12 protein-coding genes are annotated in these 16191 nt (G+C 56.4%); 7 read left to right on the forward strand and 5 right to left on the reverse strand.

Features of this window, described 5'->3' with window-relative positions; translation table 11 throughout:
• Positions 1-200: 200 nt before the first annotated feature.
• Genes uvrA through pyrE form a run of 3 tightly spaced genes read left to right on the forward strand, consistent with a single transcriptional unit; the run spans position 201 to position 4585 of the window.
• The gene (gene uvrA, locus H7849_RS09495; protein WP_186745998.1) at positions 201-3056 is read left to right on the forward strand and encodes an excinuclease ABC subunit UvrA; all 2856 of its coding nucleotides are present in this window, start codon (positions 201-203) and stop codon (positions 3054-3056) included.
• Positions 3053-3967 (forward strand): CPBP family intramembrane glutamic endopeptidase, encoded by a 915-nt coding sequence (locus H7849_RS09500; protein ID WP_186746000.1) that lies wholly within the window; start codon positions 3053-3055, stop codon positions 3965-3967. The genes uvrA and H7849_RS09500 overlap by 4 nt, the downstream gene beginning before the upstream one ends.
• A gap of 15 nt (positions 3968-3982) precedes the next feature.
• Entirely contained in the window at positions 3983-4585 is a 603-nt protein-coding gene (gene pyrE, locus H7849_RS09505) for an orotate phosphoribosyltransferase (RefSeq protein ID WP_186746002.1), read from the forward strand.
• Positions 4586-4638: 53 nt separating this feature from the next.
• Here the strand turns inward: pyrE and H7849_RS09510 are convergent, their stop codons facing one another.
• Positions 4639-5418 (reverse strand): OmpA family protein, encoded by a 780-nt coding sequence (locus H7849_RS09510; protein ID WP_186746003.1) that lies wholly within the window; start codon positions 5416-5418, stop codon positions 4639-4641.
• 296 nt (positions 5419-5714) lie between these two features.
• Here H7849_RS09510 and uvrC point away from each other — a divergent pair, with 296 nt between their 5' ends.
• Positions 5715-7586, forward strand: a complete 1872-nt coding sequence (gene uvrC, locus H7849_RS09515) for an excinuclease ABC subunit UvrC (protein ID WP_186746005.1) — start codon at positions 5715-5717, stop codon at positions 7584-7586.
• Between the two features lie 300 nt (positions 7587-7886).
• Here uvrC and H7849_RS09520 read toward each other — a convergent pair whose 3' ends face one another.
• Positions 7887-8312, reverse strand: a complete 426-nt coding sequence (locus H7849_RS09520; protein WP_186746007.1) for a type II toxin-antitoxin system VapC family toxin — start codon at positions 8310-8312, stop codon at positions 7887-7889.
• Positions 8309-8749 (reverse strand): hypothetical protein, encoded by a 441-nt coding sequence (locus tag H7849_RS09525; protein ID WP_186746009.1) that lies wholly within the window; start codon positions 8747-8749, stop codon positions 8309-8311. The genes H7849_RS09520 and H7849_RS09525 overlap by 4 nt, the downstream gene beginning before the upstream one ends.
• A gap of 232 nt (positions 8750-8981) precedes the next feature.
• Here H7849_RS09525 and H7849_RS09530 point away from each other — a divergent pair, with 232 nt between their 5' ends.
• Both H7849_RS09530 and H7849_RS09535 read left to right on the forward strand, forming a co-directional pair.
• Positions 8982-10589, forward strand: coding sequence for an ArnT family glycosyltransferase (locus H7849_RS09530; protein ID WP_186746011.1), 1608 nt, complete (start codon positions 8982-8984; stop codon positions 10587-10589).
• A gap of 120 nt (positions 10590-10709) precedes the next feature.
• Positions 10710-12092, forward strand: coding sequence for an APC family permease (locus H7849_RS09535; protein ID WP_186746012.1), 1383 nt, complete (start codon positions 10710-10712; stop codon positions 12090-12092).
• On the opposite strand, the gene glgA is transcribed toward H7849_RS09535, so the two are convergent.
• Positions 12089-13543: a glycogen synthase GlgA gene (gene glgA, locus H7849_RS09540; protein WP_186746014.1), complete on the reverse strand. Its 1455-nt coding sequence runs from the start codon at positions 13541-13543 to the stop codon at positions 12089-12091. The two genes, H7849_RS09535 and glgA, sit on opposite strands and share 4 nt — an antisense overlap.
• 104 nt (positions 13544-13647) lie before the next feature.
• Here glgA and rsmA point away from each other — a divergent pair, with 104 nt between their 5' ends.
• Positions 13648-14436 carry a 16S rRNA (adenine(1518)-N(6)/adenine(1519)-N(6))-dimethyltransferase RsmA gene (rsmA, locus tag H7849_RS09545; RefSeq protein WP_186746015.1) on the forward strand — a complete coding sequence of 263 codons (789 nt, stop codon included), beginning with the start codon at positions 13648-13650 and terminating at the stop codon, positions 14434-14436.
• Positions 14437-14497: 61 nt separating this feature from the next.
• Here rsmA and H7849_RS09550 read toward each other — a convergent pair whose 3' ends face one another.
• Positions 14498-16081 carry a FecR family protein gene (locus tag H7849_RS09550; RefSeq protein ID WP_186746017.1) on the reverse strand — a complete coding sequence of 528 codons (1584 nt, stop codon included), beginning with the start codon at positions 16079-16081 and terminating at the stop codon, positions 14498-14500.
• Between the last annotated feature and the right edge of the window lie 110 nt (positions 16082-16191).

Below are 16191 nucleotides of genomic sequence, written 5' to 3' on the forward strand. Positions count from 1 at the left end.
CCGATACACGCTCATAAAGTCGTGCGTATCCTCTAACTACGATGCTGATTGTCGCAGAAAACAGCCACACATTGACCTGGTTTTCTGTTGCCAACTAAGATACCTATAGGATTCTTGTCCCAATTTTGAACGGCCGATAGCGCATTTGCAAGGGCTGGAGGCTCTCCGCATCTGCAAGTTTTTCTAAATATTCATCCTTCATGTCGATTACTCACATTACCGTGCGCGGTGCGCGCCAGCACAATCTGCGCGACATCAGCGTTCAGATTCCCCGCAATACCCTGACGGTCGTCACTGGTCTTTCCGGTTCCGGTAAATCCTCGCTCGCTTTTGACACGATCTATGCCGAGGGCCAGCGCCGCTATGTAGAGACGTTATCGGCATACGCGCGACAATTCTTAGATCAAATCGAGCGTCCCGATGTGGATTCGATCGAAGGACTCAGTCCGGCCATCTCTATCGAGCAGAAAACGACGAGCCGCAGCCCCCGGTCCACCGTCGGTACGATCACTGAAATCTACGACTACATGCGACTGCTCTACGCTTCGGTCGGGGTTCCTCACTGTCCCAATTGCGGACAGCCTATTTCGCGGCAGACGCACGAACAAATTGTCGAGCGTATCCTGTCACTGGCTCCGGGAGACCGCGTAACGATCTACGCGCCCGTGGTTCGTGGCCGCAAAGGCGAATTCAAAGACTTGCTCGATGAGTTGGATCAGCAGGGCTTTCGCGCGCGCATCGATGGCGAGTTGCGTGATCTGACCGAATCGATCAGTCTGGAAAAGCGCAAAAACCATACCATCGAAGCTGTCATCGATCGCGTTGTTCTCAAACCTGGGGTTGAGACGCGCCTGCAGGAGGCTGTTGCCCGCGCTCTGCAGATGGCGAATGGGCTGGTGCTGATCGGTGTGTCGGGAGGAAGCGAACAGCTCTACTCATCCTCAATGGCGTGCCCGGATTGCGGGCTTGACGTGCCGAAGCTTGAGCCGCGCAGCTTCTCTTTCAACAGTACCTACGGCGCTTGTCCCGAATGCCACGGTCTGGGCAGCATTTACGATTTCGATCCGGCAAAGGTCATCACAGACTGGTCAAAGCCGTTACTCGACGGAGCGCTTGGACCCGGTTCAGCTTCGCAGTATCTTCTCAAGCTGATTCAGCTTGCGGCACAGCGGTACAAGATTGATTTGAAAAAGCCCTTTGAGCAGCTTCCACAGAAGCAGCAGGAACTTCTGCTTTATGGTCCCGGTAAGGGCGAGGCGCCTCGCACTGGATTTCACGGCATCCTTTCCTATTTACGCGATGCCGTGGAGGAATCAAAATCCGACGCGTATCGCGAATGGATGCTGAACTACATGTCGGCTTCGACATGCCCTGTTTGCAAGGGACGGCGTCTCAGACCGGAGTCACTGGCGGTTAAAGTTGGAGGGCTATCCATCGCGGATTTCACCGCCCTGGCGCTCAAGCGGGCGGTCGACGCAGCACGCAACCTGGAGTTTTCGCAACGTGAGGCACTGATTGCTGAACGGCTGCGCCGAGAGGTGGTTGAGCGGCTTGAGTTTTTGAACGCTGTCGGGCTCGGCTATCTCTCGCTCAATCGCAGCGCCGCAACGCTTTCCGGCGGCGAAGGACAGCGCATCCGGCTGGCGACGCAGATCGGGTCGCGCCTGCGCGGCGTGCTCTATGTGCTGGACGAGCCTTCGATCGGCCTGCATCAGCGCGACAATCAGCGTCTGATCAATGCTCTGGAATCACTACGAAATCTCGGCAATACGATTCTCGTTGTCGAGCATGACGAGGACACGATTCGTCATGCGGATTATGTGCTCGATCTTGGCCCCGGCGCCGGCAAGCTAGGCGGACACGTCGTTGCAGAAGGCACACCGCAGGACATCATGCTCGCTCCTGCTTCGTTGACAGGACGTTATCTCGCTGGTGAAGTCAAGATTCTGCATCGCTTTGAACCGCGCTCGGTCAATGGCAATTGGATCACTATAGAGGGCGCGCGCAGTCATAACCTGCGTGACGTGACAGCGAAGTTCCCCTTGGGCGTAATGACGGTGGTGACGGGGGTTTCCGGCTCGGGCAAGAGCACCCTGGTGAACGACATCCTCTATCGCGCTCTGGCAAAACAACTTTACGGATCACGCGAAGAGCCCGGTGAGCATGCCCGAATCAAGGGCTTTGAGAATATCGACAAAGTCATCCGGATCGACCAGTCTCCGATCGGGCGCACGCCGCGTTCAAACCCGGCAACGTACACCGGCGTCTTTTCTGGAATTCGTGATCTTTATGCGATGTTGCCGGAGTCGCGTGAGCGCGGATACAAGGCTGGCCGGTTCTCCTTTAATGTCGCAGGCGGACGTTGCGAGGCCTGTCAGGGTGAAGGTCAACGCCGCATCGAGATGAACTTCCTGCCCGACGTTTATGTGCAATGCGAAGTGTGTAACGGACGCCGTTACAATCAGGAAACGCTGGCCGTAAAATTCAACGGCCATTCCATCGCCGATGTGCTTGATCTTGCAATTGAGGATGCGCTGCCGGTGCTGGCCGACATTCCGCAGGTACGGCAGAAATTGCAGACGCTGGTCGATGTGGGGCTTGGCTACATACATCTTGGTCAGGCAGCCACGACTTTGAGCGGCGGCGAAGCGCAGCGGATAAAGCTGGCGCGGGAGTTGTCAAAACGGCAAACAGGGCGAACGCTTTACCTGCTCGACGAACCGACCACCGGCCTGCATTTTGACGATGTGCGCAAGCTGCTGGAGGTGCTGCATCGTCTCACCGATCTCGGCAATACCATTGTGATCATCGAGCACAATCTGGATGTGATTCGCAATGCGGACTGGATTATTGACCTTGGACCTGAAGGCGGCGAAGATGGTGGACAGATTGTTGCCGAGGGAACGCCCGAGCGGATCTCGCGGGTAAGCGGCTCGCATACAGGCGAGTTCCTGCGGCGATACTACGCAGAGCATCCGGTTGTACTCGAACTGAATTCGAATGGCAGCGGTGCTGCCAAACGGCGCAAAACAGCGAAGAAAGACACAATTCAATGACACTCGATCCTATTTCGCTGACGCCGATGCCACAGGAAACAGATGCTACTCCGTCCCAGATTGAGGCCCCTGAATATTTCTATCCGGTAGAGACACGGCCACCGGTGTCAGACCTGCCTTACCTCAGTCATGCAATTCTCTTCTTCGTGCTGACGATTCCGATGCTTTTCATCGGTGAGGCTCTGTGCTTGTTTCTGGTGAAGCAATCGCATTTGTTCGGCGATAAGAGCTACCAGGCCATTTTCAGTCTCATGGCCTCCGATGCGCGGATTGCGATTCCCGCGCAGGCGCTCACCTACCTGCTGACTCTGCTGGCCGCCGTCGCCATTTTTCCGGTTCTGTGGCGGAGGCCCTTCGTCCAAGGAATCCACTGGAATCTGGACGTGGCGCGCACACGCTTTCTCTGGCTGTTCGCGTTGGGCCTCGGGTTGGGATTCGGCATTACCTTGCTGGGCAATTACCTGCCCATGCCAAAAGACCCGCCGATTATGCAGGACATGATGGGCTCGCAACTTGGTGCCTGGATGATGCTGATATTTGGCATCACATGTGCTCCCTTGCTGGAAGAAATGGCGTTTCGCGGCTTTCTGCTGCCTGGGTTCATCCATGCATTTCGATGGCTGATCCAGCGCGAAATCCTGTCCTCGGACGCGCTCTCGTGGGTCACAATTCCCTTGTCGGTGGTGCTGACTACCATTCCGTTTGCATTGCTACATGCGACGCAAGTTTCTCATGCATGGGCTCCACTGTTGCTGATCGGGCTGGTAAGTGTGGCGTTATGTACGATTCGGCTGCGCCTCAATTCGGTTGCGGCCAGCACCGTAGTACACGCGGCCTATAACTTCACACTCTTCGCTGGCCTGCTGCTGCAAACCGAAGGCTTCAGACATCTGGAACGATTGAACAGCTAAAATCGCAGTAACGTTATGGCCACAACTTATCGCGATGCCCTGCTTCATCTCCTGTCCCGCATATCGTTCAAGCTGGGAGAATTCACGCTGTCTTCCGGCGCTACCAGCGATTACTACATCGATTGCCGCACCACCACTCTCCATGCAGAAGGCGGCCGGTTAACCGGGCTTGCAATTCTCGAATTGCTCCGCGAACAGAAGATTAGAGCCGCTGCGGTAGGCGGGCTTACGCTAGGCGCCGATCCCATCGTTTCGAATGTGGCAACGGCAAGTGCCTGGTATGCGCAGGAACACCACGGCGCTCCGCTGATTCACGGATTTCTCGTCCGCAAAGCAGAAAAAACGCACGGAACAGGACGGCGGATTGAAGGCTTCCTTGAAAAGGGGGCGCCTGTATTGATTGTCGACGACGTTTGCACCACCGGAGCGTCTACTATCGCGGCAATCGAGGCAGCGCGCGAGTCAGGCATGAAGGTGGTCGCCGTTGCCTGCCTCGTGGAGCGTGAAGAAGCGAAAGGTCGCGCGGCGGTCGAGGCTGCAGCGCAAGGTGCTCCCTTCTTCGCTCTTTACACCGCCAACGATGTGCGCGCGGCGCATGTGCGCCAGCTAGCTCTCTAAAAAGCAAAAACCGCGGACGCTCGTCCGCGGTTTTTCCATCTGCACATAACCCTCTACTGCGGAGTGTTAACCTGTCCTTCCTGCGGAAGCTTGACAGTTCCGGATGCCTGAGCAGTCGTCTGTGCACCGCTCTGGCCACTCATATTCGTAAGCATTTGGATTTCGACGCGGCGATTCTTCGCGCGGCCAGCCGCAGAAGTGTTCGAAGCTACTGCCTGATCTTTGCCGATTCCGATTAGATAGAAACGATGCGGCGGTACGTTGTACTTTGAGGCCAGATACTGAACGACAGCCTCTGCGCGGCGCTGGCTGAGGGCATAGTTATAGTCAGCTGCACCGGTGGAATCTGTTCCGCCGGTAATCGCGAGAATGTAGCTCTTTTGAGAGTTCAGCTGAGCGGCAAAATCGTCCAGCTTCTGTTTTTCGGCGCGGGTAAGATCGGCCTTATCAAAGCCGAAATTAACCTGCGCATCGGCGATCTGTTTGTAGTTGTCCAGATTGCCAACTACGCTGGCGAGAGAATCTGCGCGATTGACTGCTTCCTGTGCTGACTGGTTTGCCTGAGAGGCTGCGGTTCCCGCATTCTGTGCAGCCTGATTTGCCTGGTTCGCGCTGTTCTGCGCCTGTGTGATCCCTGCTTGCGCGCGCTGATCGACATCGTGCAAATTACGATTGTTGGTTGCAGTCGCGTCGTCCAGTTCATTGGTCTTCTCAATAACAGGCGTCGTTTGGCTGCGTACGTAATTCTTAGTCGAGCAGCCGGTTGCCAAGAGCAGCGACAGCGCACCAAGCGCCGAAACTGTTTGCAAAGATGTTCTGACAGTACGAGTCATTATCGTTCACTCCATTTCTGTTAGCGTCCCAAGGCCGCATAGGCACATTCCTACGACTCAGGAAGGCACGCCATTCCCCTCTTACGATGAAGGTAGAGTGCAAACCCGTTGCCAAACTGTTTGTAGGTCACCAAATGCATTGAATTGAGCCATTTATCTGGCTTTCACATTGACAGCAAAGCTGCCTTCAATGAAAGGAAAAGTGAGTAGCTTTTACGCTGTTGAGGAAAATCAGGTCGCCTCAGCGACGGCAGCCATAGGCGAAGAATCGGTAAACTAGAACCAGACACTAGAAAATGGATTTACAGGAGAAAATTCGGACGCTACCTACCAGGCCTGGCGTCTACCTGTACAAGAATGCCGACGATGAAGTGATCTACGTCGGCAAGGCCAAGAACCTCCGCTCGCGCGTGCGCTCGTACCTGATGGAGGCCTCGCAGGCCAACGCCAAAACCGGGACGCTGATGCGCGAAGCTGTCGATCTGGATTACATCCTGGTCGATAACGAGCACGAGGCGCTGGCGCTTGAGAACAACCTGATCAAGCAGCGCAAGCCGCGCTTCAACATCCTGCTGCGCGATGACAAGACGTATCCATACGTCAAACTCACGCTCGGAGACCGCTATCCCAAAGTCTTTGTCACGCGGCGTCTGCGCAAGGACGGCAGCGTCTATTACGGACCTTACTTTCCGGGGAACCTGGCGCATCGCATCGTCGACCTGATCCATCGCAGCTTCCTGATTCCGAGTTGCAAGGTAGATCTCTCGCGCTATCATCCGCGTCCTTGTCTGCAGTACTACATCAAGCGCTGTTTGGGCCCTTGCGTCGAAGGGTTGACGACTCCAGAGGCGTATCGCGAGGCGGTGCGCGATACCCAGATGTTTCTCGAGAGCCGCAGCGCGGAGCTTGGGAAGTCGCTCGAAGAGCGCATGCAGGTAGCAGCTGCGAGTGAGCAGTTTGAACTGGCTGCGCGCTATCGCGATCTGCTGCGCACGGTTTCCGATCTGCAGGAGAAGCAGCGTATCGCGTCAACCGAGAACGATGATGCTGATGTATTCGGTTACCACTTTGAGAGTGGCATGCTCGCAGTCAATCTCTTTCACATGCGCGCCGGAAAGATCGTGGACCGGCGAGAATTCTTCTGGGAGGAATTGCCGGAGTTGATGGAGGCGGAAGATGACGCGCCATCACATGTGCCTGCTGCGTTCGAAACGGGCGCATTCTTCTCGGCTCTACTGAAGCAGCTTTACATCGATCAGCAGTATGTTCCGCGAAGCATTTATGTGCCTGTCGATTTCGCGGACCGCGACGCGCTGACTGATCTTCTAAGCCAGCAGACTGATCGCAGGATCGAACTTGCCGTTCCGCAGCGCGGGGAGAAGCGGTCACTCGTCGATCTTGCCGGACAGAATGCGAAGCAGAGCTTCGACCAGCGTTTCCGTGTGATGCAGCCAAGCCAAAAGGCAATTCAGGAAACGTTGCAGGACATTATGGTGCTGCCTGAGTTGCCGAAGCGCATCGAGTGCTTCGATATCTCGCACATTCAGGGTGCGGAGACCGTTGCTTCGCTCGTCGTCTGGGAAAACGGCACGATGAAAAAGTCGGACTATCGCAAGTTCCAGATCAAGACGGTAGAAGGCGTTGATGATTTCGCGTCCATGCGCGAGGTGGTCACCCGGCGATACAAGCGCATCTCTGAAGAGAATAAGGCGATGCCCAGCCTGATCCTGATCGATGGCGGCCTGGGGCAACTGCATGCTGCTGCCGCCGCTCTTGAAGATCTGGGCTTCACCAGCCAGCCGCTGGCTTCGATTGCGAAGCGCGAGGAGATCATCTATCTCTACGGGCAGGAAGACGATCCGATTGTGCTCGATCGGCGCTCGCCGGTGCTGCACCTGGTGCAGCGGATTCGCGATGAGTCGCACCGTTTTGCCGTCAGCTATCACCGGAAGCGGCGGGAAATGCGCGATCGCGACTCCGAATTACTGCAAATTCCTGGCGTTGGAGCGCGAACAAGGACGCGTTTGCTGGAACATTTTGGCAGTTTACGCAGCGTTCAGAGCGCAGATCTTCAGTCGTTGACGGCGGTTGTTTCACGCAAAACGGCGGAGCAGATTTACACGCACTTTCACCCTGCGGACTTTCCGATTCTGAACCAGCCAGCCTGAATCCCCCTCCCCCTCTCCGATCGGATTAGGCTCATTTGTTTTCAATGATTTAGCGGGGGATCATCCCCTTCTATGCCGATGATTCTAATGGGGTTAGGGCGGTTCTAGTGTTTTCAATAACTTAGCGGGGGTCCTCTTTGTCATGCAAAATAGAAAAGCCCGCAATCGCGGGCTTTTTCTTCCTATTTCAAGAATAGCAGTTTTCGCGAAATAACACGCCAAATTTGACGGTTTGTATGTGGCTTGTTTTCTTTGGCTTGAGAATTATTTTGCAGTTTGGGGGCTTGACAGCACTGTTTGTCAAATGAGCGGCGTATTGAAATCGGCAATGAACTGCACACCAGGAACATGCAGCTTTACCAGTTGTTTGTCACCGGTCAGGAAGAGATCGACCTTGGCAGAGGCCGCGCACGCCAAGTGAATGGAATCCGCTACTCGCAACTTGTTCTTCGATCGCAGGCGGCTGAATGGAAGCACGGCGCCTTGGTCGAAAGCGAGAAAATGAAAACCCATGTCACGAATCGTATTCTGAATTACGGTCTCTTTCTTAGGATCGGTAGACAGAGCGGCTCCAGCGATGATTTCAGCAAGCGCCAGATAGCTGCAGCAGAGATCATCGCCTCGCTCATAACAATGCTCCAGGATGTGCCGCACACGCGAAACATGCGCGGCATTTCCCTCAAGCAGGTAAATGAAAAGCATAGTATCCCAGCAAATGCGCCTCACGCGGCATCCTCATCCTCTGAGCGCACCCACTGGATAAAGCCCTCGGCTCCGCCCTTGCCTGCTAATTCTTTCTTCAGCAGACCACGCAGCCCTTCCGTCAGTCTCCTGGCACGGTCGCTCGGGCTTTCATTCTGAGGGGCGTTGCCGCCAGCATTGCCTGCTCCTACGATTCGGTAGTGGACGATCACCCTCGTTCCGGTTTGCGATTTTGGCCCCTCGATGCGTGTTATCTCAAGATTGTTCTCATGCTGAAAGCTCTTCGTCTTGATGGAATTGCACACCAACGGGGTGTAATTGAGCGGAAAGTTGAGAGCTTGAAGGTCTTTGAGCAGGTCCTTGACTGCGATCGAGAATTCGGCGGATCCGGCTTTTTTTGCGGGGCCCACATATTTCAGCAAGGCCATCGCGCGGACCTGGTCTGCGAGCGGTAAATCCATGTCTCCTCCTTAAGAGAGACGGATAGATAAGTATTTATATGTCTGTTTAGTCTGTCTGTCAATATCAGTCTATCTACCGTCAAAAATCCCTACGTTTTCGTGGGCTTGTCCTGCATCGTTGAGATTCTTCCGCCTTTGCTCAGGGTCAGGATGACAACATGGAGATTTGTAGCGGAAGGCCAGGGAATATTTGAACTTCACATTTGGGTTCCGTAGTAAAAAGGCAGACACGATGACAACTGCCGCTTCCGGTGTTTCGCATCAGACTCTGCGCCGCGAGGAGCGGCTGCGCTCCATTCTCTGGGTTGCGTTTCTCTTTGCTGCTCTCAAACTGCTGATCCAGATCATTGGCAATGTGCTGGCGCAGCGGGCGGGGTATGGGATTTTTCGCGATGAGATGTATTACCTCGTCTGCGGGCGGCATCCGGCGTTCGGCTATGTTGACCAGCCGCCGCTGGTCGCGCTGCAGGCACGCTTGAGCGAATTGCTGTTTGGCTACCAGACGATGTGGTCGCTGCGGCTGATTTCCGCAGTTGCAGGTGCGGCGAAAGTCTTTCTTACCGGCGTTCTGGTCTGGGCAATTGGCGGCGGACGCAGGGCTGCAGCCCTGGCGATGCTTGCGGTGATAGCCGGCGGCGTGTATCTCGGCATCGACAGCTATTTATCGATGAACTCGTTCGATCCTGTCTTGTGGATGCTCTGCGTGTTGGCGCTCATCCGGATTGGGCAATCGGAGTCATCCGCGGAGATTCGGAACTGGTGGATTGTTCTCGGCGTCAGCGCCGGGCTGGCTTTTGAAAACAAGGATTCCGTCGTTTTCTTTCTGGTTGCGATGCTGGTGGCATTGCTCCTCACGCCGCAGCGCCGCATCTTGGCGAACCGTTGGTTTGCGGTGTCGGTGCTGCTGATTGTTGTTGTCGCACTGCCGAATTTTCTCTGGCAGGTGCACTACCACTTCCCTACTTTGGAGTGGCTGCAAAGAGTGCAGGCTACGGGGAAAGATGTGAAACTGCCGCCGCTGCCGTTTCTGTGGGGGCAGATCAACATGCTGACGCCGCACAGCGTTCTGTTGTGGGGCACGGGCGTGCTCTGGCTGCTGTTTACAAAGGCGGAGCGGAACCTTCGCTTTCTTGGCATCTTCTATATGCTTTTTCTCGCCCTGATGATGGCCCTGCACGCGAAGGACTACTATCTTGCTCCGGCGTATCCAGTGTTTTTTGCGGCGGGCGCGGTGGCGTGGTTCCGGTGGGCGCGGCATATCGTATGGCGCAATGCGCTGATCAGCGTTTACGCGGTCATTGTGGTGATCGGCCTGGTTCTCTTTTTTCCCTTCTCTGTCCCAGTGCTTCCGCCCCAGCAGTGGATCGCTTATGCGGAGAAGCTGCACTATGTATCGCACGATTCGGAGGTCGAGAAAGACAAGCCGCTGCTGCCGCAGTTCTATGCCGACCGCTTTGGATGGCAGGAATTGGCGGAGAAGGTCGGGCGCATCTACAACGCGCTTCCGCCGCAGGAGCGGGCTGTGACGGGCATCTTTGGGCAGAACTATGGCGAGGCCGGCGCGATTGATGTATTGGGGCGCCAGTATGGATTGCCCGAGGCGATCAGCTCGCACCAGACCTATTGGATGTGGGGGCCGCGCGGCTATACGGGCCAGGAGATGATCGTGATTTCCGATGCGTCGATGCCGCAGATGCTGGAGCGCTACGCTTCATGCGAGGTTGCGGATCGAATGGACAATCCGTATTCCATGCCGTACGAGCGCAGGCCGATTTATTTATGCCGTGGCAGAAAGAAGCCGTATGAGGCAGACTGGAAAGAACTCAAGCTCTATCACTAGGAGGCGTGCGAGTTTGGCACACCTCAGGGGCTAAAGCCCTGGCGCATCTATGACTTTTTCGGCGAGGGCTAAAGCCCTCGCCTACCGAACGCTATCTCACCTTTGTAGGAGTTCTGTTCGTTGCCAGCAACGCAGCAAGCCACACAAACTCACGATCTACCGCGCGTTCTGGGCGCGTCGCATGCGACGGCCATCGTTGTAGGCACGATCATCGGCAGCGGCATTTTTCTTGTTCCGCATGAGATGATGGGCGCGGTTGGGAATTCCGGCCTGGTGTATCTGGCGTGGATTGTAGGCGGCCTGCTCTCGCTCTTTGGCGCGATGACCTACGCGGAGCTGGGCGCGATGATGCCGTATGCGGGCGGCGAGTATGTCTACATTCGCAATGCCTACGGCGACATGCCGGCGTTTCTCTACATGTGGACGTGGTTTGCCGTGGCCAAGCCTGCTTCGATCGCCAGCGTGACCAGCGGGCTGGCGCGTACGCTGGCGATCTTTGGCGTCTTCGCATGGCTGGAGCAGCCGGTCTTTCATGGCTCGACGATCCTCTACTGGTCGCAGCTTTTTGCCATTGCTGCGACTTGGCTGATTACAGGGCTCAACTATCTCGGTATGAAAAAGGCAGGAGATTTTCAGCTCATCTTCACGTGGCTGAAGGGCGTGCTCATTGTTGTGATCGCTGTTTTCTGTTTCACCTCGCATACCGGGTCGCTGGCGAACTTCAGGACATCGTTTACGGGAGCGCAGGGCGGATTTGGCGGCTTTATGGTGGCGATGATTGCCGTGCTCTGGGCCTACGATGGCTGGAACGATCTGACGATGGTGGCAGGCGAGGTGAAGCGTCCGGAGCGCAGTTTGCCGCTGGCGCTGATTGCCGGGCTGTTCATTGTCGGCGCACTCTACATGGCGACGAATGCGGCGATCCAATACATTCTGCCGGCGGCGCAGATTGCCTCGTCACCGCGTCCCGCCGTGGCGGCGATGGCGGTCGTGTCGGGGCATGCGGGAGCGATTCTGGTTTCGGCCGCGATGGGGCTGAGCATATTTGTCACTTTGAACGGCACAATTATGTCGGGGGCGCGGGTTCCTTTTGCCGCCGCACGCGACCGGCTTTTCTTTCATGGCATCGCGCATATTCATCCGCGATTTCAGAGCCCATCGACTTCGCTGGTTGTGCAGGCTCTGCTCAGTACGCTGCTGCTGCTGGTCGTGGGGCGCTTCCAGCAGCTTTTTGAGCTGGCCATTTTTGCCGAATGGCTTTTCTACATGATTACGGCGACGACAATCTTTGTGTATCGGAAGCGATTGCCGGATGCGCCGAGGCCTTACCGGGTGTGGGGATATCCAGTGCTTCCGGCGCTGTTCGTTGTCGCTTCAGCGGTACTGCTCTATTTCTCCTACGCCGAGAACCTGAAGAACTCGCTGGTGGGAACGGCGATTATTCTGGCTGGCATTCCTCTGTTTCTGGGAATCCGGCGCAGATATGCGGCCGAGGCGCGCTAACTTCTTCTGCGCGCCACTTCCTCGTACACCTTGACGTAGGCTTCGCCTGGCTTGATCCAGGAGTAATCCTGCAACATGCCATTGCGCATCAGGGTTTGCCATGCGTCCTTGTCGGCGAAGACGGCGAGAGCACGCTGCACGGCTCGCAGATAATCGTCGGCATAGTAGCCATGGAATTTGAACCCTGTGCCGGTCTTCGCTTCAGGGTTCCATTCCTCTATGGTGTCGTCGAGGCCGCCGGTGGCGCGGACGACGGGTACGCTTCCGTATTTGAGGCTGTAGATCTGGTTGAGGCCGCAGGGCTCATAACGCGACGGCATAAGGTAGATGTCGGACCCGGCGTGAATTTTGTGAGCCAGCGTTTCGTCGTAGGTGATGCGCACGGAGAGCTTATCCGGGAAGCGCTCATGGAGCGAGCGGAAGAGGTTTTCGTAATATGGCTCGCCCGTGCCCAGGATAATGAGGAAGATATTTTCAAAGCTCAGCTGCTCGATGATCTGTGCGGTTAGGTCGAAGCCCTTCTGAGTCGCGAGGCGCGAGACGATGCCAAGCACTGCCGCGTCGTCTCTCACATTGGATGCACCGAAGGCGTGAAGCAGGTCGCGCCTGCACTGGGCTTTGCCGCTGAGGTCTTTGGGCGAATAGTGGGCGGCGATTTTGCCATCGTTCTCAGGGTTCCACTTGTTGTAGTCAACCCCGTTCAGGATGCCGTGCAGATCGGCGGCACGCTTGGCGAATGCGCCGTCGAGGCCGTTGCCGAATTCCGGCGTCTGAATCTCTTCCGCATATTTGTGGCTGACGGTAGTGATTGAGTCGGAGTAAACGATGCCGCCCTTCAGGAAGTTGAAGGTGTTGTATTGCTCCACGCGGTCCATGGTGAAGATATCCCACGGCAGGAGCAGGTGTTCGGTGGTCTGCGGCGGGAACCAACCCTGATATCCGGCATTGTGAACGGTGAGCAAGGTGCCGGAGTTGCGCAGTGCGGGGTCGAAATAGTAGACCGTGCGCAGGTAGACGGAGAGCATCGAAGCCTGCCAGTCGTGCATGTGGAAGATATCGGGTACGCCCAGATCCTTGCTGGCTTCGAGCACGGCGCGGCAGAAGAGTCCAAAGCGCTCCCAGTTGTCGAGGTATTCGCCGGCTTGCGTGCCGTAAGGGGTTTCGCGGTCGAAGAGCTCGGGGTTGTCGATGAAGTAGAACTGGACACCGTCGTGCTTTCCGCCATCGATTACTGTGACGAAGCGGTTGTAATACTGGAATGGAATGGTAATGCTGGAGATGACGACCTTCTTCTCAGGAAAATGACTCGACACCTGGCGGTAATACGGGATATAGACCGTGACCTGATGGCCGCGCCGGGCGATTTCTTTCGGAAGGGATTCGATGGCATCGGCGAGTCCGCCGGTTTTTACAAAGGGCGCGCATTCTGGCGCGACAAAGGCGATGTGCATGTAGCGACCACTCCATTGACTTATTCGTGTGATGATGAAGATCGTTGAGCTTTCATTGCTGCCCAGAACAGTGTAAGCCTACTCAAGTTAAGAACTTATATAAGATGCCGCAGAAAGCAAAATTAGGGCAAAACTTTCTTGCCAACCGTAATGCCCGCACGCGCATCGTGGAGGCGCTGGGCGATATTTCCGAGAAGACCGTGGTCGAGATCGGGCCGGGCAAGGCCGCGATTACCGAGCTTCTAGCGCAGAAGGCGCAGAGGCTGATTGCCGTCGAGCTGGATCGAGAATTGGCGGCCGGTTTAAGGCATCGGTTTGCGGAGAGCAATGTCGAAGTGGTCGAGCAGGACATTCTGACTGTCGACCTGGCTTCATTTCGCGATGGCGAGGAAAAGCTGTTCGTGGTGGGGAATCTTCCCTACTACATTACCTCGGATATTCTGCTGCACATGTTCCGCTATCACGACGCGATTTTGCGAGCGGTGGTGATGATGCAACGCGAGGTTGCCGATCGCGTGGCAGCGGCCCCAGGATCGCGTGATTATGGGGTGCTCTCGGCGACTACGCAACTCTATGCGCACGTGGAAAAGCTGATGACGCTGCCACCGGGCGCGTTCTCGCCGCCTCCTCAGGTGCATTCGAGCGTGCTGAGGCTTACGTTTGCTCCGCGCTTTGCTGAACTGGCGGTGGATGCAGAGGGATTTATTGCTTTCTTGCGACAGTGCTTTGCCCAGAAGCGCAAGACCCTGCTGAATAACCTGCGCGTGGCTGGATTCGAGTCTGCAAACATTGCTCAGGCGGCACAGGTTGCAGCTATCTCACTGCAGGCACGCGCTGAAGCGCTTTCGCTGGAAGAGATGGCCAGGCTGTACCGGGCATTGCACGGAGCTTGACTTCGAGTCACGCATAGAAAAGGCTGCCACTTGTTACGTGGCAGCCTGATTTTGATCTATTTCAATGCGCGTGAGAAGCGCCGCTCGACGCAGCACCGGAGGACGCGGGAGCGGACATGTGAGCTCCCGAAGAAAATGAAGAAGATGAAGATGGAGCCGAGTAGTGTGACGAGCCGCCTCCTCCTGCGCTCGGAGCCGTGTGGTACGAGGGCGGCGCAGCTACACTTCGAGGAGATGCGGGCATAGCAGTGCTTCGAGGGGCTATCGGCATCGCGGTGTTGCGCGGAGCGCCACCAGATGGGATGGCTCCGGAGCTCGGATACATGCCTCGGACACCTTCGCCGGGCAGCGTGCCTGAACCTCCGCGAACAGGAGCAACATAGCCCGATGCCACGCTGAAGCTTTGACCTAATGGCCCAGGCGCTTTCGGCTGGACTGAGGCCTCCATCGGACTAAGCGTCTTGCCTTCAAAACGAATCGGGGGCGCGATCGGCTTGCCGCCTTCCGTGATGCGCGGATGAACCTCAACCGGACTGTGGCCGACGGCTACGAGTGCTTGTTGCGGCGGCATATGAACCGGCCCACGAACGGGGGTAATGGGACGTTTGGGAAGGAGATAATTTGGCGGGCAATTCCACACCGTCGCTACCGGGTACCAGCCGTTTCCGAATGCTCCATAGCCGCAATTCCCGGGGAACCACATCCAGCCGGCACTGTTGAAGAAGTTCCAGGCTCCGCAGTGATAGGGCAGCCAGCCCCACGGATAGGACGAAATCCAGGTATAGCCATAGGAGGGGTAGTATCCCCAATAGCCTGAGCCGAACGGGTCAAAACCTCCGCCGAGGCCAGCCGGCATCCATCCCATGCCGTATCCGGGCATGTCGTACCAGTTGCCGTAGTAATCGAGATCGCTCCAGGCAGGCTCATCCGGGTTGCCACCCATGGCGCGGGCCATCGTTGCCCGAGCGCCCATTTGGGCTAACTGCTGGTCGCGATCCGAGTTCCACTGATCCCATGAGTCCGCGGTGATGTTCTGGGCCACATCGTAGCTGGAGGTATCCTTCCGGTCGAGTGTGGCCGTCTGGCTGGTTTGCACATCCAGACCGCCATCATTTCCGGTATCGATGTGAACCGATCCGTGCATCACGGCCACCTGGGCGGGATTTTGATCCATCGCCACCCGGAAGATGCTGCTCTTGGTGGCTGAGACCGTATAGGGGCCGACCCGGACCGAATATGTGCCACCGCGATTGTTGAACTCGTAGTAGGTGAGACCACCGGTAGCCTCAACCTGCGTGATGGTACTGCCTTCACTGGTTCGCTCGAGTTTATTGAAGTTGACGGCGCTGTTGGGGGTGATCCGGGCTACGCTACCGTCCTCGAACTGCACCTCGGCGCGTCCATCGTCGCCGGTTTTCAGGTGCATCTGCTCGGTGACAGGCATATTCGCGTGTGCCTGATCGAAGACGACTCCATTGTCATCGAGAATCTGTACCGTGCCTTCCACATGGCTGATGCGAACAGACCGCACATTGTTCGTTTCCTGCGCATAAGCGACGGAAGCTAATGCTGCGGTGAGGAGCAACTGAGAAACAAGGTGACTTGAAAACCATCCTCTGCGATGAGAATTCTCCGGGTGCCGCATGCGACACCTCCTTCCGGGCCCTTCATTTCCCCGCCTTATTAAAACACTCCGGCGACGGTAAGGTCTCTACAATTCTTTACCTTGCCGTAACTCAACTTCGACGTGGCTGA

It is taken from the genome of Alloacidobacterium dinghuense (assembly GCF_014274465.1).
In the GTDB taxonomy this organism is placed as follows: domain Bacteria; phylum Acidobacteriota; class Terriglobia; order Terriglobales; family Acidobacteriaceae; genus Alloacidobacterium; species Alloacidobacterium dinghuense.

What these genes read in the sequence shown, in the direction of transcription:
- H7849_RS09510 (WP_186746003.1), bottom strand. Translation starts at nt 5,418, where the DNA reads ATGACTCGTACTGTCAGAACATCTTTGCAAACAGTTTCGGCGCTTGGT.
- H7849_RS09550 (WP_186746017.1), bottom strand. Translation starts at nt 16,081, where the DNA reads ATGCGGCACCCGGAGAATTCTCATCGCAGAGGATGGTTTTCAAGTCAC.
- glgA (WP_186746014.1), bottom strand. Translation starts at nt 13,543, where the DNA reads ATGCACATCGCCTTTGTCGCGCCAGAATGCGCGCCCTTTGTAAAAACC.
- uvrA (WP_186745998.1), top strand. Translation starts at nt 201, where the DNA reads ATGTCGATTACTCACATTACCGTGCGCGGTGCGCGCCAGCACAATCTG.
- H7849_RS09525 (WP_186746009.1), bottom strand. Translation starts at nt 8,749, where the DNA reads ATGGATTTACCGCTCGCAGACCAGGTCCGCGCGATGGCCTTGCTGAAA.
- H7849_RS09530 (WP_186746011.1), top strand. Translation starts at nt 8,982, where the DNA reads ATGACAACTGCCGCTTCCGGTGTTTCGCATCAGACTCTGCGCCGCGAG.
- pyrE (WP_186746002.1), top strand. Translation starts at nt 3,983, where the DNA reads ATGGCCACAACTTATCGCGATGCCCTGCTTCATCTCCTGTCCCGCATA.
- uvrC (WP_186746005.1), top strand. Translation starts at nt 5,715, where the DNA reads ATGGATTTACAGGAGAAAATTCGGACGCTACCTACCAGGCCTGGCGTC.
- rsmA (WP_186746015.1), top strand. Translation starts at nt 13,648, where the DNA reads ATGCCGCAGAAAGCAAAATTAGGGCAAAACTTTCTTGCCAACCGTAAT.
- H7849_RS09500 (WP_186746000.1), top strand. Translation starts at nt 3,053, where the DNA reads ATGACACTCGATCCTATTTCGCTGACGCCGATGCCACAGGAAACAGAT.